This is a genomic window from Pseudomonas sp. PSKL.D1, from assembly GCF_028898945.1.
Lineage (GTDB): Bacteria > Pseudomonadota > Gammaproteobacteria > Pseudomonadales > Pseudomonadaceae > Aquipseudomonas.
Genome location: NZ_CP118607.1, coordinates 3340124 through 3366397, shown reverse-complemented (window position 1 = coordinate 3366397; position 26274 = coordinate 3340124). Strand labels below are relative to the sequence as shown.

At 61.1% G+C, this 26274-nt stretch carries 24 protein-coding genes and 1 riboswitch; of the genes, 11 read left to right on the top strand and 13 right to left on the bottom strand.

Annotated features, from left to right (window positions below; translation table 11 throughout):
• Nucleotides 1-106: 106 nt before the first annotated feature.
• The 6 genes from PVV54_RS14955 to glsB all read right to left on the bottom strand — a co-directional run bounded on the left by PVV54_RS14955 (nt 107) and on the right by glsB (nt 7035).
• Nucleotides 107-1063 (bottom strand): isopenicillin N synthase family dioxygenase, encoded by a 957-nt coding sequence (locus tag PVV54_RS14955; RefSeq protein WP_274905995.1) that lies wholly within the window; start codon nt 1061-1063, stop codon nt 107-109.
• 71 nt (nt 1064-1134) lie between these two features.
• On the bottom strand, nt 1135-2217 hold the full coding sequence (locus tag PVV54_RS14950; RefSeq protein WP_274905994.1) for a BMP family ABC transporter substrate-binding protein: 1083 nt from the start codon (nt 2215-2217) through the stop codon (nt 1135-1137).
• Nucleotides 2218-2272: 55 nt separating this feature from the next.
• Nucleotides 2273-3199 (bottom strand): ABC transporter permease, encoded by a 927-nt coding sequence (locus tag PVV54_RS14945; protein WP_274905993.1) that lies wholly within the window; start codon nt 3197-3199, stop codon nt 2273-2275.
• Between the two features lie 57 nt (nt 3200-3256).
• Complete coding sequence (locus PVV54_RS14940; RefSeq protein WP_274905992.1) at nt 3257-4357, bottom strand: ABC transporter permease; 1101 nt, start codon at nt 4355-4357, stop codon at nt 3257-3259.
• Between the two features lie 12 nt (nt 4358-4369).
• The gene (locus PVV54_RS14935) at nt 4370-5923 is read right to left on the bottom strand and encodes an ABC transporter ATP-binding protein (protein WP_274905991.1); all 1554 of its coding nucleotides are present in this window, start codon (nt 5921-5923) and stop codon (nt 4370-4372) included.
• Between the two features lie 191 nt (nt 5924-6114).
• On the bottom strand, nt 6115-7035 hold the full coding sequence (glsB, locus tag PVV54_RS14930; protein ID WP_274905990.1) for a glutaminase B: 921 nt from the start codon (nt 7033-7035) through the stop codon (nt 6115-6117).
• A 141-nt stretch (nt 7036-7176) separates the two neighbouring features.
• On the opposite strand from glsB, the gene PVV54_RS14925 reads away from it, so the two are divergent.
• A complete protein-coding gene (locus PVV54_RS14925; RefSeq protein ID WP_274905989.1) occupies nt 7177-8064 on the top strand; it encodes a LysR substrate-binding domain-containing protein in 888 nt (295 codons plus the stop codon).
• On the opposite strand, the gene PVV54_RS14920 is transcribed toward PVV54_RS14925, so the two are convergent.
• Nucleotides 8065-8769 carry an SDR family oxidoreductase gene (locus tag PVV54_RS14920; protein ID WP_274905988.1) on the bottom strand — a complete coding sequence of 235 codons (705 nt, stop codon included), beginning with the start codon at nt 8767-8769 and terminating at the stop codon, nt 8065-8067.
• 150 nt (nt 8770-8919) lie between these two features.
• Nucleotides 8920-9126, top strand: a riboswitch (cobalamin riboswitch).
• 107 nt (nt 9127-9233) lie between these two features.
• On the opposite strand from PVV54_RS14920, the gene PVV54_RS14915 reads away from it, so the two are divergent.
• The 5 genes from PVV54_RS14915 to PVV54_RS14895 all read left to right on the top strand — a co-directional run bounded on the left by PVV54_RS14915 (nt 9234) and on the right by PVV54_RS14895 (nt 15100).
• Nucleotides 9234-11372 (top strand): TonB-dependent receptor, encoded by a 2139-nt coding sequence (locus PVV54_RS14915; protein WP_274905987.1) that lies wholly within the window; start codon nt 9234-9236, stop codon nt 11370-11372.
• A gap of 163 nt (nt 11373-11535) precedes the next feature.
• Nucleotides 11536-12522 (top strand): DUF1852 domain-containing protein, encoded by a 987-nt coding sequence (locus PVV54_RS14910; RefSeq protein ID WP_274905986.1) that lies wholly within the window; start codon nt 11536-11538, stop codon nt 12520-12522.
• A gap of 19 nt (nt 12523-12541) precedes the next feature.
• Nucleotides 12542-13573 carry a methionine synthase gene (locus PVV54_RS14905; RefSeq protein WP_274905985.1) on the top strand — a complete coding sequence of 344 codons (1032 nt, stop codon included), beginning with the start codon at nt 12542-12544 and terminating at the stop codon, nt 13571-13573.
• 25 nt (nt 13574-13598) lie between these two features.
• The gene (locus PVV54_RS14900) at nt 13599-14108 is read left to right on the top strand and encodes a flavin reductase family protein (protein ID WP_274905984.1); all 510 of its coding nucleotides are present in this window, start codon (nt 13599-13601) and stop codon (nt 14106-14108) included.
• A 17-nt stretch (nt 14109-14125) separates the two neighbouring features.
• Complete coding sequence (locus PVV54_RS14895; RefSeq protein WP_274905983.1) at nt 14126-15100, top strand: LysR family transcriptional regulator; 975 nt, start codon at nt 14126-14128, stop codon at nt 15098-15100.
• Between the two features lie 6 nt (nt 15101-15106).
• On the opposite strand, the gene PVV54_RS14890 is transcribed toward PVV54_RS14895, so the two are convergent.
• The 5 genes from PVV54_RS14890 to PVV54_RS14870 form a co-directional block, all read right to left on the bottom strand.
• Nucleotides 15107-16336, bottom strand: a complete 1230-nt coding sequence (locus PVV54_RS14890; RefSeq protein WP_274905982.1) for an MFS transporter — start codon at nt 16334-16336, stop codon at nt 15107-15109.
• Between the two features lie 158 nt (nt 16337-16494).
• Nucleotides 16495-17388 carry a LysR family transcriptional regulator gene (locus PVV54_RS14885; RefSeq protein WP_274905981.1) on the bottom strand — a complete coding sequence of 298 codons (894 nt, stop codon included), beginning with the start codon at nt 17386-17388 and terminating at the stop codon, nt 16495-16497.
• 68 nt (nt 17389-17456) lie between these two features.
• The gene (locus PVV54_RS14880; RefSeq protein WP_274905980.1) at nt 17457-18512 is read right to left on the bottom strand and encodes an alpha/beta hydrolase; all 1056 of its coding nucleotides are present in this window, start codon (nt 18510-18512) and stop codon (nt 17457-17459) included.
• A 42-nt stretch (nt 18513-18554) separates the two neighbouring features.
• Nucleotides 18555-19046, bottom strand: a complete 492-nt coding sequence (locus PVV54_RS14875; protein WP_274905979.1) for a (R)-mandelonitrile lyase — start codon at nt 19044-19046, stop codon at nt 18555-18557.
• A 15-nt stretch (nt 19047-19061) separates the two neighbouring features.
• On the bottom strand, nt 19062-20051 hold the full coding sequence (locus PVV54_RS14870) for an aldo/keto reductase (protein ID WP_274905978.1): 990 nt from the start codon (nt 20049-20051) through the stop codon (nt 19062-19064).
• 286 nt (nt 20052-20337) lie between these two features.
• Between PVV54_RS14870 and PVV54_RS14865 the strand changes: the two genes are divergently transcribed.
• The gene (locus PVV54_RS14865; protein WP_274905977.1) at nt 20338-21075 is read left to right on the top strand and encodes a hypothetical protein; all 738 of its coding nucleotides are present in this window, start codon (nt 20338-20340) and stop codon (nt 21073-21075) included.
• A gap of 226 nt (nt 21076-21301) precedes the next feature.
• Here the strand turns inward: PVV54_RS14865 and PVV54_RS14860 are convergent, their stop codons facing one another.
• Nucleotides 21302-21808, bottom strand: coding sequence for a hypothetical protein (locus PVV54_RS14860; protein ID WP_274905976.1), 507 nt, complete (start codon nt 21806-21808; stop codon nt 21302-21304).
• A gap of 431 nt (nt 21809-22239) precedes the next feature.
• On the opposite strand from PVV54_RS14860, the gene PVV54_RS14855 reads away from it, so the two are divergent.
• From PVV54_RS14855 to PVV54_RS14840, 4 genes are all read left to right on the top strand, one after another.
• Nucleotides 22240-22644, top strand: coding sequence for a DUF6632 domain-containing protein (locus tag PVV54_RS14855; protein ID WP_274905975.1), 405 nt, complete (start codon nt 22240-22242; stop codon nt 22642-22644).
• Between the two features lie 45 nt (nt 22645-22689).
• On the top strand, nt 22690-23295 hold the full coding sequence (gene gstA, locus PVV54_RS14850) for a glutathione transferase GstA (protein ID WP_274905974.1): 606 nt from the start codon (nt 22690-22692) through the stop codon (nt 23293-23295).
• A 507-nt stretch (nt 23296-23802) separates the two neighbouring features.
• A complete protein-coding gene (locus PVV54_RS14845) occupies nt 23803-24570 on the top strand; it encodes a DUF3313 domain-containing protein (RefSeq protein WP_274905973.1) in 768 nt (255 codons plus the stop codon).
• Nucleotides 24571-24621: 51 nt separating this feature from the next.
• Entirely contained in the window at nt 24622-26241 is a 1620-nt protein-coding gene (locus PVV54_RS14840) for a sulfatase-like hydrolase/transferase (protein WP_274905972.1), read from the top strand.
• The last annotated feature ends 33 nt before the right edge of the window (nt 26242-26274 follow it).

Below are 26274 nucleotides of genomic sequence, written 5' to 3'. Positions count from 1 at the left end.
AAGCCGCTCCTACAGGAATACTGCCGATTTCAGAATTGGCACATGACCTGTAGGAGCGGCTTCAGCCGCGAACACGGGCAACGCCCGTGCCATCTCACACGGTCTGTCAGGCCTCGCGCCGGTAAGCGTACGTCTCGGCAAACCGCGACAGCATGTAATCGCTGCACGAAACCGCCGGGTATCGCGCCGGGTTCTGCGGCCCGGAGCAATTAGGCAGGCAGCTGATCTCTGTGTCCGGGTGCGGCTCGGCAAAAAACGGCATGGAGTAGCGATCCACGCCCAGCGGGCTGATCACCCGGTGCGGGGTGGACGTGTAGCGGTCATTGCTCCAGCGCGCCATCATGTCGCCAATGTTGACCACGTAGGTGCCCGCGATGGGCGGGGCGTCAATCCAGTGGCCGTCCCGGCTTTGCACCTGCAAGCCGCCGGCGTTGTCCTGGTACAGCAGGGTCACGCAGCCGTAGTCGGTGTGCGCGCCGGCGCCCTGTTGCTCTGCGCTGCTGGCGGCCTGACGTGGCGGGTAGTGGATCATGCGGAACACGCTGATGGGGTCGGCAAAGCGTTGGTCGAAAAAGTCATCTTCGATCTCCAGGGCATTGGCCATGGCCCGCAGCAACGTCAGCGACAACGCGTGCATGTCTTCGTAGTGCTGCTGCAGCAGTGCTTCCCAGCCAGCCACGTCGGGGTGGCGATTGGGGCCGCGCAGGGGTTTTGCGGCGACCACGTCGGGGTGGTCGGCGGGCATGTGAAAGCCCATGTCGAAGGTTTCTTTCAGGTCACTCGGCCGGGTCGGGTCGAGCTGCTCGGTGGCGATGGCGCCGTAGCCGCGATGGTGCGCGCTTTGGGTGATGTCGATGCGCAGCTTTTCTTCGGCCGGCAACGCGAAGAAGCGCTCGGCGGCAGCTTGCAGTTCGGCAATGCGCGAGGCCGGAATGGGGTGGCCCTTGATGTAGTAGAAGCCCCACTGGCGGCAGGCCGCGTCAATTTGCCGGGCCACGGCGTGGCGGGCTTCGGGGTCTTGCTGGTACAGCGGGGTGATGTCGATGATGGGCAGGGTATTCATTCAGGCACCAATGGAGTGTGGCCGCAAGCACGGGCTTGGCCCGCGAAAGGGCCAGCCCGGGCAGTCAGTTGTTATTTCGGCAGCTGGGCGGTGATGCCTTTGACGTAGTAGTTCATGCCCGCCAGTTCCGCGTTGCTGGCCACCGCGCCTTCAGGGATTCTGACCGCGCCGCTCTGGTCCAGGATCGGGCCGGTGAACGGGTGGAACGAGCCGTCCTTGATGCTGGCGATGATCTGCTCGGCACCGCTTTTCACATCGGCGGGCACCAGGTTGCTGATCGGCAGCTCGACGGTGCCTTCGGCCAGGCCGCCCCAGTAGTCGTTGGGCTTCCAGGTGCCATCGATCACCGCCTGGGTGCTCTTGATGTAGTGCGGGCCCCAGTTGTTGACGATGGAGGTCAGCACGGCCTTGGGCCCGAAGTGGGCCATGTCGGAGGCATAGCCCACGGCGTAGATGCCGCGGCGCTCGGCGGTCTGGATCGGGGCCGGGCTGTCGGTGTGCTGGAACAGTACGTCCACACCTTGGTCGATCAGGGCGTTGGCGGCATCGGCTTCCTTGCCGGGGTCGAACCAGGAGTTGACCCACACCACCTTGATTTCGGTGCCGGGGTTGTACTTGTCCAGGGCCAACTGGATGGCGTTGATGTCGCGCAGCACTTCCGGGATCGGGAAGGAGGCAACGTAGCCCACCTTTTTGCTCTTGGTCATTTTGGCGGCCAGGTAGCCGCCCACATAACGGCCTTCATAGGAGGTGGCCAGATAGGTGCCGAGGTTCTTGTCCTGCTTGTAGCCGGTGGCGTGCTCGAAGGTGACCTTGGGGAACTGCTTGGCTACCTTGGCGGTGGGGTTCATGTAGCCGAAGGAGGTGGCGAACACCAGGTCGTAGCCGCCCTTGGCCATATTGCGAATGACCCGCTCGGCGTCGGCGCCTTCCGGTACGTTTTCGACGAAGGTGGTGTCGACCTTGTCGCCGAACTGTTTGATCAGCGCCTGGCGGCCCTGCTCGTGCTGGTAGGTCCAGCCGTGGTCGCCGATGGGGCCGATGTAGACGAAGCCGACTTTCAGCGGGTCGGCGGCGCTGGCGGACAGGGCGGTGGTCAGGCCGATGGCGGTGGCGAGGGCGCGCAGCAGGTGCTTGGTTTTCTTCGGATGCATCGGGGTTTTACTCCTGTTTATTGTGTGTATTGGCAGTGCGTGGCAGCAGGGTGCTTCAATGGCCACCTTTCCAGGGCTGGCCAAGGGAGACCGGGGCGTACAGGCGGGTCTTGATGGCATCGCGTGACAGCACCACCAGCACCAGGATCGTTGCCACGTATGGCAGCATCGCCAGCAGGTTGGCCGGGAAGCTCACGCCAATGCCCTGGGCGACCAGGTGAAGAATGCTGGCCAGGCCGAACAGGTAGGCGCCGAGCAGCACCCGCAGTACCCGCCAGCTGGCGAACACCACCAGCGCCAGGGCAATCCAGCCGCGCCCGGCGGTCATGTTTTCTGCCCACATCGGGGTGTAGGCCAGCGACAGGTAGCCGCCGGCCAGCCCGGCCATGGCGCCGCCAAACAGCACCGCCAGGGTGCGTACGCGCAGCACCGGCAGGCCCATGGCGCTGGCAGCGTCAGGGTTTTCACCCACGGCCTGGAGGATCAGGCCGGTGCGGCTTTTCAGCAGTACCCAGGTAATCAACCCGAACAGGGCGAACGACAGGTAAACCAGCACATCCTGGTTAAACAGCATGTGGCCGATGATCGGCAGGTCCGACAGCAGCGGGATCGCCACCGGCTCGAAACCGGTCAATGGCTTGCCCACCCAGGCGGCGCCCACGAACGAGGAAAGCCCCACGCCAAAGATGGTCAGGGCAAGGCCCGTGGCCACCTGGTTGGCCTGGCAGCCCAGGGCCACCAGGGCAAACAGTGCCGACAGCAGCATGCCGGCCAGGCACGCCATCAGCACGCCCAGCCACAGGTTGCCGGTGGCGTACGCGGCGATGAAGCCCACCACGGCGCCGAACAGCATCATGCCCTCCTGGCCGAGGTTGAGGACGCCGCTTTTCTCGCACACCAGTTCACCCAGGGCGACCAGCAGCAATGGCGTGCCGCAGCGCACCATGGCGTAAAGGATGTTGCCGAGCAGATCAAGATCCATCGTTGAAGCCTCAGCCTGCGCGCAAGCGGCGGCAGGCAACAAAAAGGTCAGGGGAGGTCAGGCACGGGCCGCTTCAGCCAGCGGCGCACGGCGACGCCAGTGCAGGTTCAGGCGTGGCCGGTAAAGAATCAGCACGTCGCAGGCCAGCAGGTAAAACAGCATCATTCCCTGGAACAACCCGGTCAGCGAAGGCGGCAGGTTGAGGCTCATCTGTGCGTTTTCACCGCCCAGGTACAACAGGGCCATCAGCAGGCCGGCGGCGAGGATGCCGAACGGGTTGAGTCGGCCGAGAAATGCCACGGTGATCGCGGCGTAGCCATAGCCGGGCGACACCTGCGGCACCAGTTGGCCGATCGGGCCGCTGACCTCACTGACCCCAACCAGGCCCGCCAGGCCACCGCTGATCAGCAGCGCCAGCCACACCAGGCGCTTTTCACGAAAGCCAACAAAGCCGGCGGCGCGCTGATCCAGCCCGAGCACCTTGATCTGAAAGCCCAGAAAGCTCTTGTGCAGCAGCACCCACACCGCCACCAGGGCCAGCAGCACGAAGTAAATGCCCACATGCAGCCGGCCATCTTCGAACAACGCCGGCAGCCGACTGGCATCGCCAAACATGGCCGACTGCGGGAAGCTGAAGCCGTCCGGGTCCTTCAGCGGGCCGTGCACGAAGTACAGCAGCAGGTTCAGGGCGATGTAGTTGAGCATGATGGTGGTCAGGATTTCGTTGGCATTGAAGTGCGTGCGCAGCCACGCGGCGAGCGCGCCCCACAAAGCGCCTGCCAGGGTGCCGGCGGCGAGCACCCACAGCAGCGCCCAGCGGCTTTCCCAATCGATCAGCTGCAGGGCCACGGCACTGCCGGCCAGGGCGCCGATCAACAGCTGGCCTTCGGCGCCGATGTTCCAGATACGCGCCTGGTAGGCCACGGCCAGGCCGAACGCGCAGAGCAGAATCGGTAGCGCCTTGAGCAGCAACTCGCTGACGCCGTAAAGGTCGCTGACCGGCTCGATCAGCAGGGTGTGGAAGGTGTTCAGCGGGTCATGCCCCAACGCGCTGAACAGCAGCGCGCCGCTCAGCAGCGTCAGCAGGCCGGCCAGCAGGGGCGAAAGCAGCAGCATGGCGCGCGACTGCTGGGTACGGGGTTCGAGGGATAGCAACATGGCAGGCTCTCGTCAGGCGGCGTCTTGTGGGGTGTCGAACTGGCCGGCCATCCAGCCGCCGACTTCTACGGTGTGGGTGCTTGCGGTGGCCTTGAGCGGCGACAGGCGCCCGCTGCACAGGGCGCCGATGCGGTCGCTGATCTGGAACAGCTCGTCGAGGTCTTCGGAAATCACCAAAATCGCTGCCCCCGCATCGCGCAGGGCGATGAGCGCGCGGTGGATGGCGGCTGCCGCGCCTACATCCACGCCCCAGGTCGGGTGGGCTGCGATCAGCAGTTTGGGGTTTTGCAGCACCTCGCGGCCGAGGATGAATTTCTGCAGGTTGCCGCCAGACAGGCTGTGCGCCGGGGCCTGGGTGCCGGGCGTCTTCACCGCGAAGCGCTGGATGATTTGTTCGGCCAGGGCCTGGACCTTGCCCGAGCGCACCAGCCCGCGGCTGACCAGGCCTTGCTGGAAGGCGGTGAGCAGAGCATTGTCGGCCAGGCTCATGTCCGGCACGGCGCCATGGCCCAGGCGTTCGGCGGGTACGAATGCCAGGCCCAAGGCGCGGCGGGCATCCGGGTAGAGGTGGGCCATGGGCTGGGTGTCGAGGGTGATGCGTTCGCGCTCGCTGGCGGGCAGGCGGGTTTCGCCGCTGAGCAGGGCCAGCAGTTCGTCCTGGCCATTGCCGGCAACGCCGGCGATGCCAACGATTTCGCCGCTGCGTACTTCCAGGCGAAGGCGCTCGAATGAGGTGCCGAACGGGTCTTTGTTGCGCCAGCTCAAGTCGTCCACCCGCAGGCGCGGCAGGCCGCCGTCGCGCTTCGGGTAGCTGGCTTCCAGGCCTTCGGCGTCGCCGACCATCAACCGCGCCAGTTGCAGGTCGCTGCATTCGGCGGGTACGCAGTCACCCGACACACGCCCGCCGCGCAGCACCGTGGCGCTGTGGCACAGCGCCCGCACTTCGTTGAGCTTGTGGCTGATGAACAGGATGCTGCAACCTTCGGCGGCCAGGGCGCGCAGGGTCACGAACAGCTCTTCGACCTCCTGGGGCGTCAGCACCGAGGTGGGCTCGTCAAGGATCAGCAGCTTGATCTGCTGCATCAGGCAGCGAACGATCTCCACCCGCTGGCGTTCGCCAATCGACAGGCTGTGTACCAGGCGCTCGGGCTCCAGCGCCATGCCATAGCGCTGCGACACTTCGCGAATGCGCGGTGCCAGCTGCTTGGGTGTGCCGGCCTCGCGGCCCATGGCCAGGGCGATGTTTTCCGCCACGGTGAGGGTCTCGAACAGCGAGAAATGCTGGAACACCATGCCAATGCCAAGCCCCCGGGCCTGGGCCGGGTCACGTACTTGCACGGGTTGACCTTCCCAGATCACCTGGCCGGCATCCGGCGCGGTGACGCCGTAGATGATTTTCATCAGGGTGCTTTTGCCGGCGCCGTTTTCGCCCAGCAAGGCATGAATTTCACCGGGCGCGATGCGCAGGTCGATGCGGTCGTTGGCCAGCGTGCCCGGGTAGCGCTTGGTGATGGCGCGCAGTTCGAGGCGCTGGTGTGGGGGGCGTTCGGACATGGGGCTGCTCAAAGGTTTTGGGTGATGAGCAGGGTGCAAAGCAAAAACATGGCCAATTGGTCAGATTATCGAGCAACGGGCCGTGGCAGCGGGGTTTACGTCGGGAACGGGTGCCACTGGGCGAGCACCTTCAGGGCGGGGTGTGTGCTTTTGGGGCGCGTGGGGCGCCAACTTGGGGCGCCCGTGCCAAAACGCGGCGTGTTTCAGAGCACCGGCGAGAATACCGAGCCGGTCAGGCGTTCACTCAACAGCTCCAGCGCCCGCAAGCCTGCCAGCGAGTTACCCGAGGCGTTCAGCGCTGGTGACCACACGCAGATGCTGTAGCGCCCCGGCACCACCGCCACGATGCCACCGCCCACCCCGCTCTTGCCCGGCAGGCCGACCCGGTAGGCAAAGTTGCCCGCCTCGTCATACAGCCCGCTGGTAGCCATGATCGCGTTCACTTGCTGGGCCTGGCGTGGGCTGATCACCTGCTCATGGCTATTGGGGCAGAGCCCGCGGTTGGCCAGGAAGGCAAAGCCCCGGGCCACGTCCACGCAGCTCATCGACAGGGCGCAGTGGTGGAAGTAACTACGCAGCACAGCGTCGACGTCGTTGTGGAAGTTGCCAAAAGCCTGCATCAGGTAGGCCATTGCCGCGTTGCGGGCACGGTGCTGGTACTCGGACTCGGCCACTACCGCGTCGCTGACGATTCGCGGATTGCCGGCCAGGCGGCGAACGAAGTCGCGCATCGACAGGGTAGGGGTGGCGTAGCGCGACTGGTTGATGTCACAGATCACCAGCGCCCCGGCGTTGATGAAGGGGTTGCGCGGGCGGCCTTTTTCCACCTCCAGTTGCACCAGCGAGTTGAAGGCCTGGCCGGACGGCTCGTAACCCAGCCGCGACCAGATACCCTCGCCGCTGTGGCTGATGGCCTGCACCAGGCTGAATACCTTGGAGATGCTCTGGATCGAGAACGGCGTGGTGGCATCGCCGGCACAGTGCAACTGGCCGTCCAGGCTTTGCACGGCAATGCCCAGTTGTTGCGGCTCTATCTCGGCGAGGGCGGGAATGTACTGGGCAACCTGGCCCTGGCTGAGCAAAGGGCGGACCTGGTCGAGGATTTCTTGTAGGAGTGCGTGCATCGGGGGCGCCATCGTGTACCGGAGGTTTCAGCAGACGACGCGTGCGGGCGGCGGAGCACAATCCCAGTATTCAAAGGTTCCTTTTGTCGTCCTCGACCGCTAGCCTTCAGGTTTGAATCTGACCACAGAGTTTCAGCGGCCATGCCAGCGGGTTTTCCATCCTTGCCATCCCTCAACGCCCTGCGCATCTTCGAGGTCGTAGCGCGCCATCTGAACTTCCGTTTGGCGGCAGAGGAGCTGGGTGTCACACAGGCCGCCGTCGCACAGCAGATACGCGGCCTGGAGGCCAGCCTGAGCCTCAAACTGTTCAAGCGCCTGCCACGTGGCCTGGCCCTGACGGATGCCGGCCATGCGTACAGCACCAGTGTGCGCAGTGCCTTTGTGATGCTTGATGAAGCCACGCGTCTGCTCAAACCGGCGCCTTCCCACCTGACGGTCAGCGTCACGCCCACCTTTGCCTCGAAGTGGCTGATCCCCAAGTTGGGTGCTTTCGCCGATGCGCACCCTGACATCGACCTGCGGGTGCTGGCCACCGACCGGCTTTCGCATTTTCACAACGATGGCGTCGACATCGCCGTGCGCTACGGCCAGCCGCCGTTCGGGCCGGGCCTGAATGCCGAGTTGTTGATGGAGCAGCGCATCGTCGCGGTGGCCAGCCCGGGCTTGCTCGCAGAGAAGGGCTTACCGCATGATTTTGCGGCACTGCAGGGCTTTTTGATGCTCCATGATGCGCACAACTTCTGGCCCGAATATGCTGCTGCGGTGTTTCCCGGGCATCCACAGGGCAGCGCCAAGAACATCCGTTTCAACCAGACTTCGTTGGCCATTGAAGCCGCCATCAATGGCCAAGGCATCGCCCTGGCAAACCTTGAGTTCGTGAAAGCGGATGTGGCCGCCGGGCGGCTGGTTCAGGTGTTTGCCCAACAACTTCGGTTGGACAAGGCGTTCTATCTGGTATGGCCGCGCAAGGCGCGGCCGCCGCAAGCCTTGGCGACCGTCAGGAACTGGCTGATGGCGATGGCAGGTTGATCAAACGCTGCGCGTTACGCCACCATCGACCTTGATGTTCTGGCCCGTGATGTAACCCGCTCCGTCACTGGCAAGGAACGCAACGGTGGCGGCAATTTCTTCACTCGTGCCGTAGCGCTTGAGCGGCACGCTGTCGCGACGTTGATCGGTGCTCGGCAAGCTGTCGATCCAGCCGGGCAGGATGTTGTTCATGCGGATGTTGTCGCCGGCGTAGTTGTCCGCAAAGATCTTGGTGAAAGCGGCAAGGCCAGAGCGGAACACAGCCGAGGTGGGGAACAGTTCACTGGGCTCGAACGCCCAGGCGGTGGAAATGTTGATGATCACGCCGCCTTTTTGCTGCTGCATGATCGGGGCAACCAGGCGGGTGGGGCGAATGACGTTGAGCAGGTAGGTTTCCATGCCCTTGTGCCAGTCTTCGTCGCTGATTTCCAGGATTGGCGCGCGCGGCCCGTGGCCTGCGCTGTTCACCAGCACATCGATGCGGCCCCACTTTTCGTGCACGGCTTCCACGAGCCTCTGCAGGTCTGGCGTGCTCAGGTTGCTGCCAGTAATGCCGATACCCCCCAGTTCCTTGGCCAGTGCCTCGCCCTTGCCCGAGGAGGACAGGATGCCAACCTTGAAACCATCGGCAGCCAGGCGTTTGGCAGCTGCTGCACCCATACCGCTGCCACCGGCGATAATGATGGCGACTTTTTCTTTTGACATGCGGCCTCCTGAGACACATTTAATGATGAAGTGTGAGTCGTCAGGCTAGCACCTGCCGGCCAAGGCAGAGAGCCACACTACTTGTCACTTGGCGATAGAAAAACTACTGCTTTAACGATTGCCGGTTGACCTTATGGCAATTTGATGGTCATCTGCGCGCCTGTTTCAGGTGCCCCCTGCCGCCGAGCTTGGGGTGAAACGGGAAGCCGGTTCGTCATCGCGTGATGATCAGTCCGGCGCTGCCCCCGCAACGGTATGCGAGCGAAGCATTCGAAAGGCCACTGTGCTCTGGCATGGGAAGGTGAATGCTTCATGACCCTCGTGAGCCCGGAGACCGGCCTGAAGCATCGATAGGCAACCCGCGGTGGGCGGGCGCAGGCCGGTTTGCGTGGGCGCGTGCGCCTGCGTTTCCCTGTGCGTTTTTCCCTCCGGGCTTCTTCCATTCCTGCTTCAAGTGGAACGACATGTCCCGTAATTCGCTGTTCAGTTCACTGCCTGGCCCATTGCTGCGTGCAAGCCTGGTGCCCTGCGTGTTCTTCACCCTGCCGGCGTTGGCCGCCGAGGCCGACAAGGCCCTCGCGCTGCCCGCAACAGACATCACCGGTATCGCCGGGCAAGATATGCCGCCCGACCTGCATACCCCCAATGCCAGCGGTTCGCGGCTGAACCTGACGCCGCTGGAAACCCCGGCAAGCGTTACCAGCATCAGCGCCGAGCAAATCGACACACGCAACAATGCCACCGTGCAGCAAGCGGTTACCCGCTCCCCGGGCATCACCTTCATCGGCGACCCGGGCAACGGTGGCACGGCGCTTTCGGCGCGCGGCTTTACCGGCCACGGTTCGACCATGCAGTTGTACGACGGCACGCGGCTGTACGTGGGCGCTGGTACGGTTACCTTTCCGGTGGACACTTGGTCGGTCGAGCGCATCGATGTGCTGCGTGGCCCGGCATCTGTGCTGTACGGGGAGGGCGCAACCGGGGCGGTTATCAATGTGGTCCCGAAAAAACCGTTCGAGGGGGAAATCCGCAACCACGTGCGCCTGGGGTATGGTTCCGATGACCGCCGGCAGATGGCACTGGACAGCGGTGGCTCGCTCAGCGACACCTTGAGCTACCGCCTGAACCTGAACAAGCTGGCCAGCCACGGCTGGGTCGACCGTGGCGACTCGCAAAGCCTCGCCATCAGCGGCTCCCTGCGCTGGCAGCCGAACGACGACCTGAGTGTCACCCTCAGCCACGACTACGGGGACCAGGACCCGCAGCAGTACTTCGGCACGCCGCTGGTGAACGGGCATTTTCGTGAGTCGCTGCGTGACCACAACTACAACGTCGATAACGCCGAGGTGCATTACAACGACCAGTCCACGCGCCTGGTCACAGACTGGGTGATCAACGACACCCTCACCGCCAGCAACCAGCTGTACTTCCTCAAGGCCCAGCGCCGTTGGCGCAATGCCGAAACCTACACCTGGCTGCCGGGCGACCAGGTGCAGCGCAGCAACTTCATCAGCATCAAGCAGACCCAGGACCAGATTGGCGACCGCCAGTCCTTCACCCTGCAGCATTCGCTGTTCGGCCTGGCCAGCCAGACGGTGGTTGGCGCCGACTACAACTCGATCCGCTTCGTACGCAAGCACGACTTCGGCAATACCCTGACCGATACGGTGCCATTGGCGGGCTCGGGCGGTGGCGAGTACATCAGCAACGACCCATACCGCTCACGCGAGGCCAACCAGGCCCGGCAATTCTCGCTGTTTGCCGAAAACCGCACCCAACTCACCGAGCGTTTGTCGTTGATCACGGGGGTACGCCGTGACCAGGTGCACTTGAACCGCGATGATCTGCTGGCCGATACCCGTACCGACCGCAGCCTTTCGGGCGATAACTGGCGCGCCGGCCTGGTGTTCGCCTTGACGCCAGACTTGTCGGTGTACGGCCAGTACGCCACCAGCACCGAAGGGATCAGCAACCTGTTGACCCTCAACGCCGCCCAGCAGCAATGGGACCTCAGTACCGCCAAACAAACCGAGGTGGGTATCAAGCAGGTGCTACCGGATGGGCGAGGGGAGTGGACCCTGGCGGCATATCACATCGTCAAGAAAAAGCTGCTCAGCACCGACCCGCTCAACCCGACGTTGCAGCAGCAGGTTGGCCAGCAGTCTTCGGACGGCATCGAGGCAACCCTGGAGCTGAACCTGCCGTACGACGTGCAGCTGTCGGCCAATGCCGCCTGGGTGAGGGCGCGTTACGACGAGTTTGCCAGCGGTGGCGACGATTATGCCGGTAACCGGCCAACCGACGTGCCGCGTCGGTCGGCCAACCTGTGGTTGAGCAAGGACTTTGGCCAGCGCTTCAGTGCCGGTGCTGGCGCCCGCTATGTCGACAGCCGTTATGCCGATAACGCCAATACCGTCGAGGTGCCGAGTTACACGGTGGTGGATGCCAATATTGACTGGCGTGTGCAACCGGACCTGACGTTGGGCCTGCAACTGAACAACCTGTTTGATCGCCAATACGCTACCACCACCAGCAACAATGGGTTGCAGTGGTACTTGGGCGAGCCGCGGTCATTCTTTGTTACGGCTGACTACCGCTTCTGATATTGCCGTGGCTGTGGCACCGGCGTTGCCGGTGTTTGCAGGGTAAGTGCGTCATGAACACGACTAAAGGGTTTGTGAAATCAATTCAGTTCCGCTCGAACAGTGCCTCAACTTAAAATAGGCCTCAATTGTCGAGACTTTAAAGATTTGAGTGGCCCCCATCATGGCAAACGAAGATTTTAGTTTTTTCATCAGCAGCATTGGCTTTGATGAACATTATCAGCCCTGCGAAAACACGCGCACCACTACAAATTTCGCAAATTTGGCGCGGGGTGCGAGCCGTCAGGAAAATTTGCGCAATACCTTGCGCATGATTGATAACCGCTTCAATGCCTTGGCAAGCTGGGATAATCCAGCCGGCGACCGTTATCGCGTCGGGCTTGATATTGTTTCTGTCAGAATGCATGTTGCTGACGAAAGCAACGAGCACACGCTGCCCTTGATTGAATTGTTGAGTACTCACGTCCTCGACCAGCATACCGGCGAACGTATTGCCGGTATGGTTGGGAACAACTTTTCTTCCTATGTGCGTGATTATGACTTCAGCGTATTGTTGCCAGCGCACAATGAAAACCGGCCAGCGTTCAGCACGCCTGAGCACTTTGGCACGCTGCATGGAAAGCTCTTCAAGCATTTCGTGAACTCAAGTACTTACAAGGCAGCGTTCAACAAACCGCCGGTGATTTGCCTGAGTGTTTCAAGCAGCAAAACGTACCGTCGCACTGAAAATCATCACCCCGTGCTGGGTCATGAATACAGGCAAGAGTCGTATTCCCTGACCGATGAGTACTTCGCGAAAATGGGCTTGAAGGTGCGTTACTTCATGCCGCCTCACAGCGTCGCGCCATTGGCGTTCTATTTCTCCGGCGATTTGCTCGGTGACTACACGCCCCTGGAACTGATCAGCACCATCAGTACGATGGATACTTTCCAGAAAATTTACCGCCCCGAAATATACAACGCCAATTCGGCTGCAGGTGCCTGCTATCAGCCCAGCTTGAAACATCAGGATTATTCGCTCACGCGCATTGTGTATGACCGCGAAGAGCGCAGCCGCCTGGCGATCGAGCAAGGGCAGTTTGCCCAACAGCACTTCATCACGCCATATCGCGCGCTGCTTGAGCAGTGGGCTGGCAACGTCGTTTCCTGAATCGATAGGTTTTTATCCCGTGAAAAAATTGTTGCCTACCTCAACCGCTGGTAGTTTGCCGAAGCCGTCCTGGCTGGCGCAGCCTGAAACACTCTGGTCACCCTGGAAGTTGCACGATCAGGCATTGCTCGAAGGCAAGCAGGATGCACTGCGTCTGGCATTGCAGGAGCAGCAGCAGGCCGGCATTGATATCGTCAGCGATGGCGAGCAAACACGCCAACACTTTGTAACCACGTTCATCGAGCACCTCAGTGGTGTTGATTTCGAGCAGCGTGAAACAGTCAGGATCCGTAATCGCTACGATGCAAGCGTACCGACAGTAGTGGGTGCTGTTGCACGTCAGAAGCCGGTATTTGTAGACGATGCAAAATTCTTGCGTCAGCAAACCGGGCAACCGATCAAATGGGCGTTACCCGGCCCGATGACCATGATCGACACGTTGCATGACAATCACTATAAAAGCCGTGAAAAACTGGCTTGGGAATTTGCCAGAATTCTCAACGAGGAAGCCAGGGAACTGGAGGCCGCGGGTGTGGACATCATCCAGTTTGATGAACCCGCCTTCAATGTGTTTTTCGACGAGGTGAATGACTGGGGCGTCGCAACCCTGGAAAGGGCCATCGAAGGCCTGAAGTGTGAGACCGCCGTGCATATTTGCTATGGCTATGGCATCAAAGCCAACACTGACTGGAAAAAGTCGTTGGGGTCAGAGTGGCGCCAGTACGAGCAGGCATTCCCCAAACTGCAGCAATCCAGCATCGATATCATTTCGCTGGAGTGCCACAACTCCCACGTGCCCATGGAGTTGTTGGAACTTGTGCGTGGCAAAAAAGTGATGGTCGGTGCCATTGACGTGGCGAACCATGCCGTTGAAACGCCCGAGGAAGTCGCCACTACCTTGCGCAAGGCACTGCAATTTGTTGATGCCGATAAACTCTACCCGTGCACCAACTGCGGCATGGCCCCCTTACCTCGGCATGTCGCCAACGGCAAGTTGAAAGCATTGAGCGCAGGGGCAGACATTGTCCGTAGAGAGCTGTTGGCCAATTAAAGGCCCTGATAACGTAGGATTTCCCATGCCTCCTTCTGGTAACGCCATCGAACCTTTGAGTTTTCGTGAAGCGCTCGGGCACTACGCGTCCGGCATCACGGTGATTACGTCACTGATCGATGGCGTGCCGATCGGCTTCACTTGTCAGTCGTTCTACAGCGTGTCGATGAGCCCGCCACTGGTGTCATTCAGTGTAATGGCCACCTCCGCCAGTTACCCAGGCATGCGGCAGGCGGGCCGGTTCGCGGTCAACATCCTGGCGGGTGAACAGGTTGGGGTTTCCAACCGTTTTGCCCGCAAGGGTGCGGACAAGTGGCATGGCGTGCAATGGCAGTTGTCGCCACTTGGCAACCCGGTGATTGCCGGCAGCCTGCATTGGCTTGATTGCGAAATTCACGCTGAACATGAGGCCGGTGATCACGTGATCGTGATTGGTGAAGTGAAAGCGTTGAGCCTGCAAGAACCGACGGCTTCGCAACCACTGTTGTACTTCAAAGGACAATATTGCAACCTCAGCGCGCTTGTCGCGGGCTGAGCGTTTGCCTTCTGCTCATGATCGACTTGAGACACTTGCGCACGCTTCATGCCTTGCGCGAAACGGACAGTCTGCCCGATGCCGCCGAGCGCCTGAACCTGACACAGTCGGCCTTGTCGCACCAGTTCAAGGAACTTGAAAGCCGCCTTGGCTTGACGGTATTCGTGCGCAAATCCAAGCCCGTGCGCTTCACCTCTGCGGGGCTCAAGCTGCTGCAACTGGCCGACCAGGTGCTGCCGCTGATTCGCACGACCGAGCGCAACCTGACCCGGCTGGCGGGTGGAGCTGCTGACCGGCTGAATATCGCCATTGAGTGCCACAGCTGTTACCAGTGGCTGATGCCTTCGCTGGACGAGTTTCGCGAAGCCTGGCCGGAGGTGGAACTGGACCTGGCATCGGGGCTCTCATTCGCGCCGCTGCCGGCGCTGGAGCGCGGGGATCTCGACCTGGTGGTAACCTCCGACCCGGCCGAGCTGCCCGGGATCACTTACGTGCCACTGTTCGGCTACGAGGCACTACTGGCCATCGACAAGCATCATGTGCTGCGCGACAGGCCGTATCTGACCCCGGCCGACATTGCCAGCCAAACCCTGATCACGTACCCGATCGAGCGCAACCGCCTGGACATTTTCACCCGCTTCCTGGACCCTGCCGACATCGAACCGGCGCAGGTTCGCACCGCCGAGATGACCGTCATGATGATGCAACTGGTAGCCAGTGGCCGAGGGGTATGCTGCCTGCCGAACTGGGCCGTGCACGAGTACACCTCGCGCGGTTACGTGATTGCCAAACGGCTGGGCGAGCAAGGGTTGCAGGCAACGCTGTTCGCAGCCGTTCGCAGCGACATGCTTGAAGTGCCTTACATGAGCGACTTTTTGCTCACGGCAAAAGACATTTCCCAGGCACAGTTGGAGGGTGTCAGCACTGTGCAGGGGCCTGCCCTGGCAGCACTGTCGCATGGCGCAGGCTACCAGGGCAGCACCGACAACTGACCTGTTTCAGTTTGCGACCTGGGCAGCCAGGCTGTTGCTGACATTGCGCCCCAGCACCAACACCGTCACAAAGCCGCAACCCACCAGGGCCGTGGCCAGGCTCAGCAGCATCAACGTGCCGAACTGGTCGACGATCTGCCCGCCGAAGAACGAGCCCAGGGCAATGATCACCTGGAACATGGCGACGAACAGCGGCATGCCGCGTTCCACATCCTTGGGTGCCACCACGAACATCCAGATACTGGCGCAGGCCGGGAACGCACCGAACGCAAAGCCCCACAGTGCGATCAGCATGGCAGCGCCGGTCATGCCCGTGGCGAAGTAGGGGAACAAGGCGGTGCTGGCCGCAATCATCAAGGCCACCAGCATCAGGGTATGGCGCACGCTGCGGTTGGCGGCGAAGCCTGCGAAGATATTGCCTGCCACCCCGGCGATGCCGTAAAGGAGCAGCAGCGAGCCAATGGTCGGCCCGTCGAAGCCGGCGCTTTGTTTGAAGAAGGGGGCGACATAGGTGTAGGCGGCAAAGTGCGCCAGGCCAATCAGCAACACGGCAATCAGGCCAACCCGCGCTTGCGGGTTGATGAACAGGGCCGGCAGGTCGCTGACGCGAATGGCTTTGTCCGGGTTCAGCCGTGGCAGCAAAAAGACCTGCGCCAGCAGCACCGGCACGCCCAGTAGCGCGGTGGCCAAGAAGGTCATGCGCCAGCCCATCAGGCCGCTCAGCCAGGTGCCTACCGGCACGCCCAGCACCGTGGCCAGCGTCACGCCCACCATGATGATCGAGGTGGCCTGGGCGACGCCAACGCCTTTGGGCGCCAGGCGCCCGCTCAGGGCAATGGCCGTGGCCCAGAACCCGCCGATGCTGATGCCCAACAATACGCGGCCGAACAACAGCAGGTTGAAGTCACTGGCGAACGCCACCACCGTGTTGGCGATGATCATGACCAGGGTCAGGCTGACCAGCAGGTAGCGACGGTCCAGCGTGCCGATGCCCACCGACAGCAACGGCGCGGCGAGGGCGGCCATGATGCCGGGCAGGGTCACCATCAGGCCGGCGTGGCCGGCACTGATGCCGAGGTCGCTGGCGACATCATTCAGTACGCCCACCGGAAGAAACTCGCTGGTGACAAGGGCGAAGGCGCCCACGGCGACCGAGAGAATGGCCAGCCACTGCTGCAGCACGCTTTGTTGATCATGTTCGGGATGGCCACGGGAGGCCGGGTTTGCGCTGGGCATGGGTCGGGTTCCAAAAAGGGAATGGCGCCTTGGGCAGGCGAGGGGATGGGGGGAAAGTGGCGGGAATTATACGGGCCGGTTCAGCTTGCCCGACATGCGGGCGGCTTGATAGTAATCATCAGTGTGATCGATGAAAGGGGCTGAACAGAGCGCTTGCGTCAGTCCCTGTAGCGCAGCGCCTCGACCACGATCTTGAATGCCGACGAATGTTCGCGGCGGTTGGGGTAGTAGAGATGGTAGCCCGCAAAAGGTTGGCACCAGTCATCGAGCACACGCTCAAGCGCCCCGGTTGCCAGCCCTTGCGCGACCATGTCTTCAGGCAGAAATGCCAGCCCGCACCCCGCGATTGCAGCCCGCAGGATCGGCAGGCTGCTGTTGAATGTCCATTGCCCCTCCACCCGCGCTTTGAGCTCGCGCCCTGCTTTTTCGAAGTCCCATTGCAGCAGGCTCCCGTGTGTGGGCAAACGCAAGTTGATGCAGTTATGGGCGGCGAGGTCGCCAGGCACCCGCGGTGCAGCGTGCTGGCTGAAGTACTCAGGGGCGCCCACCACGGCCATGCGTAATGGCGGGCCGATCGGAACCGCGATCATGTTCTTGCCCACCTGTTCTCCCAGGCGAACCCCAGCATCGAAACGTTGGGCAACGATGTCCGTCAGGGCGTAGTCCACCGTGATTTCGATGTGGATGTCCGGGTAGGCGGGAAGCACCTTCAGCAGCTTGGGCCAAAGGATATTGTTCGCGGCATGTTCCGAGGCAGAGATGCGCACCGTGCCTGCCGGGGTATCACGAAATTCGCTGACAGCCGCCAACTCGTGGTCGATTTCTTCGAAGCGAGGGGCCATGGCCAGGTACAACCGCTGGCCGGCTTCGGTGGTGGAAACACTGCGTGTGGTCCGCGTGAGCAACCTCACCCCAAGCCTGGCTTCCAAGGCCCGCATCGTGTGGCTCAGGGCAGACTGCGAGACGCCGAGCTGCGCGGCCGCGCGGGTGAAGCTGCCCTCGCGGGCAATGACCACGAATGCCTGCAGGTCGTTGAGGTTAGGGCGGGACATGGGTAAAGCCTCTCATCAGACACTTGAGATTATCCGATTCAGGCATGCCCCGCCTGGGCGTTGTGTAATCACAGGGTCTTGCCATAGAACGCCGAGAGTTTGCCAATGGCGGCATCCACATATTTGGGAACCCAGTAAGTCTCGATGTGGGTTGCACCCTCGATGATGAACAATTCCTTGTCGTGGGCGCCCGAGGCTTTGGCGAATGCGTCTTCTGTCATGTAGAGGCTATCGGCCTCGCTGCCCGCGATCATGAGCAATGGCTGGCCAATCAGGGCGATCTGGTCGGTGGCGTCGAAACGCATCAGGTCCAGCAGGCTGCTGGTGGTGTACTTGAACGTCGAGTTGGGGTGCGCGTGGGTTTTCCAGTAGTACTCATACCCTTGGCGGTACAGTTCAAACGGCAGCTTGGCGATCTGCTCGTCGCTGAGGTTGGCGTCACCTGAGTAGAGCACCGCTGCGCCGGCCGCTTCCTGCGCCCTTGCCTCGGAGGCCTGCTGCAGGCGTTGTTGAACGCTGTTCAGTTGCGAGTCGTTGTAGCCATTGCGGCGTACCCGGCCGGAGTTGAACATGCTTATCGTCGCCACCGACTTGAAGCGCTTGTCGGTTTGCGCCGCCGCCAGCGAGTAGCCACCGCCGCCGCAAATACCGAGCAGGCCCAGGCGCTTGCGGTCGACCCCGGCATACTGGCTGATGAAGTCTGCCATGCCGTGGATGTCTTCAATGCGGTACGCAGGTTTGTCGGTGCTGCGCGGTTGGCCGGCACTGGCGCCCTGATAGGCCGCATCGGCGGTAATGGTGATGTAGCCTTGCTCAGCCAGGCGCTGGGCGTAGAGGCCTGCGACCTGTTCTTTCACGCCACCATTCGGGTGTGCCACCACAACCGTCGGGTAGGCCTGTTTGGGGTCGTAGTTGGCGGGGATGTAGACGTTGGCCGCAATGTCCAGGCCATTCAGTTTGTAGGTGACCGGGTGGATGTTGACCTTGCCGGGTTCATTTTGCGTGATCGCACCGTCGTAGGCCAGGGTGAACGGGTTTTTCCGGTAGTCCGCGGCGCCGGCCTCGCCAGCGCCGATGCTGGCCATGGCGGCCATGAATGAGGCTTTCAGAAAGGTGTTACGCATGTGAGGTTTCCTGTGGCATGAGGTGCCATGGCGCAATGGGGTTTATTGGCCGGCCGGCGTCGACGCGCCTGCATATTCAGCGTCCGTGACGTGTTCTGCCCACGTGACGGCTTTGCCATCTTCGGCTTCGGCGATGGCAATGTGAGTCATGCCGTGGGTGGCGGTTGCCCCATGCCAGTGACGCACGTGGGCAGGGATCCATACGGTGTCGCCCGGGCGGATTTCCTGGCGAACACCACCTGCTTGCTGCACGTACCCGACGCCAGCGGTGACGATCAGCGTCTGGCCAAGCGGATGGGTGTGCCAGGCTGTGCGTGCCCCGGGTTCGAAGGTCACCGTGCCACCGCCAATGCGGGCGGGGGCGTCCCCTTTGAACAGGCCCTCAACGCGCACCGCGCCGGTGAAGTTTTCGGCAGCCCCCTGGATGGCACGCTGAGTACCGACGTTGCTGACGCGGATCTGCTGGTCAGGTTGCGCGCAGGCCTCGGTGGCCATCAACGACAAGGCCGTGAGTGGGGCGATCAGGTTTTTCATCTCAATGACTCCTTGCTAGCGCCCGACGCGAGCCTGAAGGGCCTCGGGGTAACGGTCGCCCTCGATGCGGATGTTCGACAGCGCCGCATCGATGGCCTGCAGGTCGGCTGCACTGAGGGTAATGCTCGCACCCCCAAGGTTTTCGTCCAGGCGGTGCAGCTTGGTGGTCCCCGGAATCGGCACTATCCAGGGGGCTTGGGCGAGCAACCAGGCGAGGGCGATCTGTGCTGGTGTGGCCGCTTTCTGTTCGGCGATTTCACGGATCAGCACCACCAGGCCCTGATTGGCCTGCAGTGCTTGCTGATTGAAGCGCGGCACGATGCTGCGAAAATCATCGCTGCCAAATGAAGCATCTGCTGCTACGGCACCGGTCAGGAAGCCTTTGCCCAGCGGACTGAACGGCACGAAGCCTATGCCCAGTTCCTTCAGGGTTGGCAGCAGCGCCTGTTCAGGCTCCCGCCACCACAGTGAATACTCACTCTGCACGGCCGTGACGGGCTGTACCGCATGGGCACGGCGGATGGTTTGCACGCCTGCCTCGCTGAGGCCGAAGTGCTTGACCTTGCCTTCCCAGACAAGCTCCTTCACCGTGCCGGCGACATCTTCAATGGGCACATCCGGGTCGACCCTGTGCTGGTAGAGCAAGTCGATGACGTCTGTCTGAAGGCGGCGCAATGACCCCTCCACTGCCTGGCGAATGTGCTCCGGGCGGCTGTTGAGGATCTGCTGCTTGTTGTCGGCACCGAAGGTGAAACCGAATTTGGTGGCGATCACCACTTTGTCACGAACAGGGGCCAAGGCTTGGCCCACCACCTGCTCGTTCAGATAAGGCCCATAGACCTCGGCAGTGTCAAAGAAGGTGACACCGCGGTCCACTGCCGCGCGGATCAGCGAAATGGCCTGTTTGGTATCCGTTGCAGGGCCATAGCCATGGCTCAGGCCCATGCAGCCCAGCCCAAGTGCTGATACGTGCAGCGAGCTGTTGCCGAGTGTTCGTGTTTGCATTTCACGTCTCCTGCCTGTGAGCGAAGCGCATCCGCTTGTGAGGAAAAAGGGGATCGAACGGCTATCCGCAGGAGGCCGTTCTGGTGTGAAAACACTAAGGGAGGAAGGGGAGATGCACTAGACGGCTAAATCGGCAAGCAGTGATGAGTACAGCTCATGAGTGATAGTGGGTACACGCTGCACGCCGGTGGTAGGATACCGCCCTGCGGCGTGCCCCCTGGCAGCGCACCGCGCCAGCAGATCGAGGCTGCTCTGGAACCTTCAACCGCACAAGGACGAACCCTGCATGACGCAACAACTGATCTACAACGTTGAAGGCGAAAGCCTGGTGCATAAGCAGGCGGTGGCCAGCGCCCGGAAAGCATTCAAGTTCTCCACCCGTTTGCTGCTCACGGGGGTGTTGTGGGCGGGCGTGACGGTGCAGGTGTTCGCCGCTGACGCCGCACTGCAAGCCGGTCAATACGACGCGCTGATGCTGGCGATCACGCCTGACCGGCAATTACAGGGTTATTACTCTGAAACGCTGGGTGGCGGGGTGACCCGACACTGCGCGTTCTACCTGCAAGGCCGGATCCAGGGTGAGGCGCCGGTGCCGGTTACGACCTGGAGCAGTGAAGCTTACCCCGGCAGCGTGACCGCGACGGCGGACGGCGTGGAGCTGACGGTGGAGAGAGGGCGTGAGCATGCGGGCTGCGTCAGCGTGTTGATGCCGGAAATTACCACTGGCCTGGCGTTGAGCCGCTATGCCAACAAACCTTGGATCGGGCTTGTCAGCATCACCGCTGACAAGGCGTACCTGCAAAAACACCCGGGCGACAAAGTGGCCAAGGGCCCGTACATCGTCAAGGGCGATGTGTTGGGTGTGCTGGCGTACCAGGCGGGATGGGCGCGGGTGGAGTTCATCAATGATGATGGCCGTTCCTTCACTGGCTGGGTCCGCGAGGATCAGTACAAGCGGCCCATGCTGCGCGAAGGCTTGGCCAGCGAGGAGGCTGGCGCTGGTCGGGCAGCAGTTGCTCCTTGAAACTACGGTGTATTAAGCGGGAGCTGAATGGTAGCTTTCGACCCGAAGCGGTCAGTTACTTCAATCCCGCCCTCCTGCCTTACCCGAACAGGTTTTCTCCCAGCTGTATTTCCACCACTGACCCAATGCTCACTGTTTGTCTGGCCATTTTCGCGTTTGTTCCAATTCTTGATGTGCGCGCTTCACCGCGAGCTGTGGTACGGCATCCGTCGCTCGCGCAACTACCTCAGCGGACGATAAATGAGGTGTGCAGGGGAATACTGAGACCACGCAGGTGGTCCCTGACAATGACATCCACGCTCCAGCTTCCCGACGGATCGTCAATGTCCGCCACGAATTTCATCGCAGCCGACGTTAGATAGACAAGTGTGGGGGCTGTGGTCAGCCTTGTTTTGAAGCAGGGGAGACCCTGCTCATACAGCGATCTGGAACCATCGGGCCTGGTCACCGTGAAATCGCAGCTCACATCCGTCATGCCGGTGCTGTCGAGCTTAGGGTTGGCCAAAAACGTCAGGATAAACAGCTCGCCATTTTTTGATACCTCGCTGGCCGTTTTGAAACGCGGGGTCGTACCTGGCGAGGTGTTCCACTTTTCATTCCAGTCGCTGTCAGAGGTGATGAAAAGTGAAGCGCTGAAGCCTTGCCTGGACTTCGCGTAATCAGTGTCGGGTAATAACCGCCCGTTGCCGTCCACCCATCCGCCCTGAGCGTAGACCGTTGTCGAGATGGGCATGCACGTGATGAGCACTGAGAGTAGGTATCTGTTCCAGCTGAACTCTGTGGTTAACATTGCTTGCCGTCCGATGGTTTGAATGCGTACTCACTGATAGACGATCAATTCTTTCATTTTTTCAGGCATCCGGTAGGTATTGCTAGGCGACGCTCCTGCGGATTTTGTTTTGGTTGCCTTGGGGAGATTCTACAAGGTCGGCTACGGGTCGAAAGCGGCCACTCGCGATTGGTAACTTACAGCTTGTCGCAGACACAAGACAGCCATGTGTTACGGCCATAAACAACTTGCGAAAGGAGCCATAGCCAATCAGCAGCTATGCTTGACCTGCTGCCGGAACTGATGGAGTAGGAGGCCTGCTATCCACCAGACCCGCGAAATCGTTATCAAGCCACAGGGGATCTGAAGTCAGGCCGCCCCATTGGGAATCCGCTATGACCTTAGTCGATCGCCTCAGATACTTGCGCGTTATTCTGGTTTTGGCTGGCCTCGCGTGCCTTGCGCTCTACCCACTCATGGTGTCATGGCCTTCCGGCTGGGCGTGGCACGTCGATCACTCGGACTACTCGATGATGATCGTTGGCATCTACGCGACACTTGGCGTGTTCCTGATCCTGGCAGCACGTGATCCATTGGCCAATTTGAGCCTGATCTGGTTCGTGGTGTGGTCCAGCGCCGTACATGGAGCAATCATGGCCGTTCAGGCCGTCAATCAGCCCGGGCGAATGGGGCACTTGGCAGGTGACGTGCCGGCGCTTTTCATCGTGGCGGTTGCCCTGGCCATCTTTACCCCCCGCGCCAAATCGGCCGCCCGGCCCAAGACAGATAACGGAACCTGACCTCGACAGCCTTCTCACGGCTGCCCCACGCAATGGGAGAAAACAATGAAGCTCTTTTACTCGCCAGGCGCCTGTTCACTCTCGCCGCACATCGTACTCAACGAGTTGGACCTGGCCTACACGGTCGAGAAAGTCGACCTCAAACACCACAAGACAGCCAGCGGCGTGGATTTCTATACGGTCAACGCCAAGGGCTGTGTGCCCGCCCTGCAACTGGATAATGGTGAAGTGCTCACAGAGGGGCCGGCCATTGTACAGTACCTCGCCGACCAGAAACCCCAGGCCAACCTGCTGCCCCCTGCGGGTTCGCTTGAGCGTTCGCGGGTGCAGGAATGGCTGAACTTCATTGGCACCGAGCTGCACAAAACCCTCGGCGCTTTGTTCAACCCAAGCATCAGCCCAGAAGCCAAGAGCAAAACCATCGACACGTTCGGCAAACGCCTGGGCTTGGTGGACAAGGCACTGCATGGCAAGGACTATCTGACCGGCAAGCAGTTCAGCGTGGCTGATGCCTACCTGTTTACCATCGTGAACTGGGCGCCCATGTTGGGTATTGACCTCTCGCCCTGGCCAACGGTGGCTGACTTCCAGAAACGCGTCGCCGGCCGTCCTGCAGTGCAGAAAACCCTGAAAGCCGAAGGATTGATCTGACTCCCCAGGCTCACATTTCCATCCTGTCAGGTCATGGGCCGACAGGGTCTCGACCGTCGCGAAACCGTGGCCCTGCGACAGTTTCAGACGACGCACAGGCATGCCCATGATGTGACCTGGCGTGCGGTCGAAATCAGCATGATCCAGGCTCTGCATGCCATAGGGCACGGGCATGGACGTCCTTGTAACAAGCCCGTGCCATCCTCCGCGTTGCCTGCTTCGCGGCGGTTCGACGCCTCGATAAACCCGCTCCCACAGTGTTCGCGTCAGCCTTGGAAAGTGAGCAAGAGCATTGCTTTGGCAACGTCAGCAACGGGTCGATTGCGGTCAGTCATGACCGTCTGCTTTCGACCCATAGCGGACCTTCGCATTTGACTGGAATCGTCGCTGTCCATGCGCCAATCCTATTAGCATTTCCACGTCTACACTCCTCACTGCTTATGGAGCCGGTGACTCGTCATTTCGAGTTCCCTTTTGACATGGTGCAAGCACAGGAGCTTTTTCTGAATGGCGACGAACCTCAACATCGTTCTAGGAAGTGTACTGGTGCTGCTGACCGCTTGCGCCTCAACTTCTCAACCCGACAGGAGCACCCCACTAGCCGAAAACGTGAAGGGTTCCGGCTTCATGCCTGAGGTTTACCCTTTGATGAAGGAGGGAGACAAAGGCGAGTCGTTGTTGGTCTACCGAAATCCTGAGTTTGCCTCCCCGGCTGTGTTTTCCCGCTTCAAGAAAATTTACCTGGACCCCGTCAAGCTTTATGCCGGACCAGATTCCAAGCTGCACGACGCTCCGCAGGTACAGAACGCCGCCATCGCCCAAGGGTTATACGATCAGTTGCGTGAGCAATTGGGGCACGACTACCAGATGGTCACCCAGGCCGGCCCCGACACCCTACAAGTATCTGTAGCGATCATCGACGCGCAGGAAGCCGACACGTCGGCGAAGGCAGCCTCCTATGTGCCCATTCCGCTGGGGCTGCCAGGTGCCAAGATTGCAGCCATGCAGACTATGCAGCATACCGCGGGTAAACCGCCTTTCGCCGGGCAGGTCACGGTCGAAGGTAAGGTGACTGACGCCAGCACCGGTAAATTAGTCGCCGCGATGATCGATCGCCGGGTAGGGGCGCGCAAGCCAATCATCGGTCTGTTCGAAAGTGGCACGTACGACTCCTGGAGCGACGTCACCGAAGCCGAGCGTTATTGGGCCGAGCAGGTGCGTTATCGCTTCTGTGTGCGTCGCGGACAGAGCAATTGCACTCAGGCTAGCGAATAGCGAGCCGGCCCTCTAGACATTTTAGCGAAGCCAAATGCAAAGGAGCCTCACATGCTCAAACGCTCTGGAGTTGCAGTGCTGCTTGCCTCGCTTGGCTATATAACGGCCTTCGCCACACATGCCGAGGACTCACTGGTCTCCGCAAACGGGGCCTACCCCGCGTCGGAGCTGAGCCGGGCGGTGGTCCAGCAGGATAATCAACAGCCCGCCATTCCTCGTGAAGCCCAGGACAAGGCCGCTGATGCGAAACTAGACGCGTTACTGAAGAAAACCGGCAAGCGGCCGAACATCGTCTGGCTGGTGGTGGATGATTTGGGCTTCGGCGATGTTGGCGGCCCTTGGGGTGGCGGCGCACATATCGGCGCGGCCACCCCTCACATCGATACCCTAGCCGTTAGTGGGCTAGCCATCACCTCGACCTACTCCCAGCCCACGTGTACGCCGACACGATCGGCGATGATGACTGGCCGTCTACCGGCCCGAACCGGCCTGATCCGACCGATCCTGGCTGGCGACAAGGTGATGAAGAACCCTTGGGAGGATGAACACAGCATTGCCGAGCTATTGTCCGGCGCTGGCTATCACACAATTCTGACGGGTAAATGGCACACCGGTGAACTGGAGGGCATGCGTCCATGGGAGGTGGGTTTTGACGAATTCAAGGGCTATTACGCCTCGCAAAAGGAGCTGACCCAGCAGTTTGACGGCAGGCGCTATCCGGATCTGGTGTACGACACTGAAAAGCTAGAGCGCTTCAAGAAGGTAGGGGGCAAGATCGATATGTACTACGGAGCCAAAGGCCAAGGTGAAAAGGTAGTGGAGAAAACCACTAGCATCGAACAGTTTGCCGAAGCGGATCAGACCCTGGCTGCTTTCACCATCGAACGTATCAATGCCTTGGCCAAGGGCGATAAACCGTTCTTCATCGCCCATAACTTCATGCGCGTACACGCCGACAACCACCCGAGCAAGGCGTTTGTTGGCAGCAGCGCCAGCAAGTATCCGTTCAAGGACAATGTCGTCGAAGTCGACGCGCTCGTCGGCCGCATCGTCGAGGCGTTGGACAAGGCGGGAGTGCTGGAGAACACCTTCATCTTCCTCACCTCCGACAACGGCCCGCAGATGGACAGCTGGCCCGACTCCGGCTTTACACCGTTCCGGGGCGCCAAGGGCTCGGCCTGGGAGGGTGGGGTCCGGGTGCCGGGGATCGCCTATTGGAAGAACATGATCGAGCCCCGGGAAAGTGCCGAGCTGTTCGACCTGATGGACCTATTCAACACCAGTCTGCGCTTCGCCGGTGCCGGTGACAAACTGCTCAAGGACCGCTATTACGACGGCATCGATCAGGCGTCCTTCCTGGTCGCCGATGACGGTCAGAGCAAGCGTGAGGCCGAATACATCTGGACAGGTGCAAACCTGGCGGCAGTACGGATGCGCGAATACAAGATCCACCTGAAGATGACGATGGAGCAGGCGGAGCACATGACCATCGACTATAGCACCACCGAGCAGATCGGACTTTCGCCCTGGTTGTTCAACCTTTACGTCGACCCGAAGGAGTCGATGCCGATGGGGCATCGGCTCAATCCGTGGCTGGCGTCCTTGCTGTCGGAGGCTCAGGCCCATCTGGCCACCTTCAAGAAGTACCCACCGAAGAAGATCGGCTTGTAGACAAGAGGCGCCCCTTCCTAGGAAGGGGCGCAC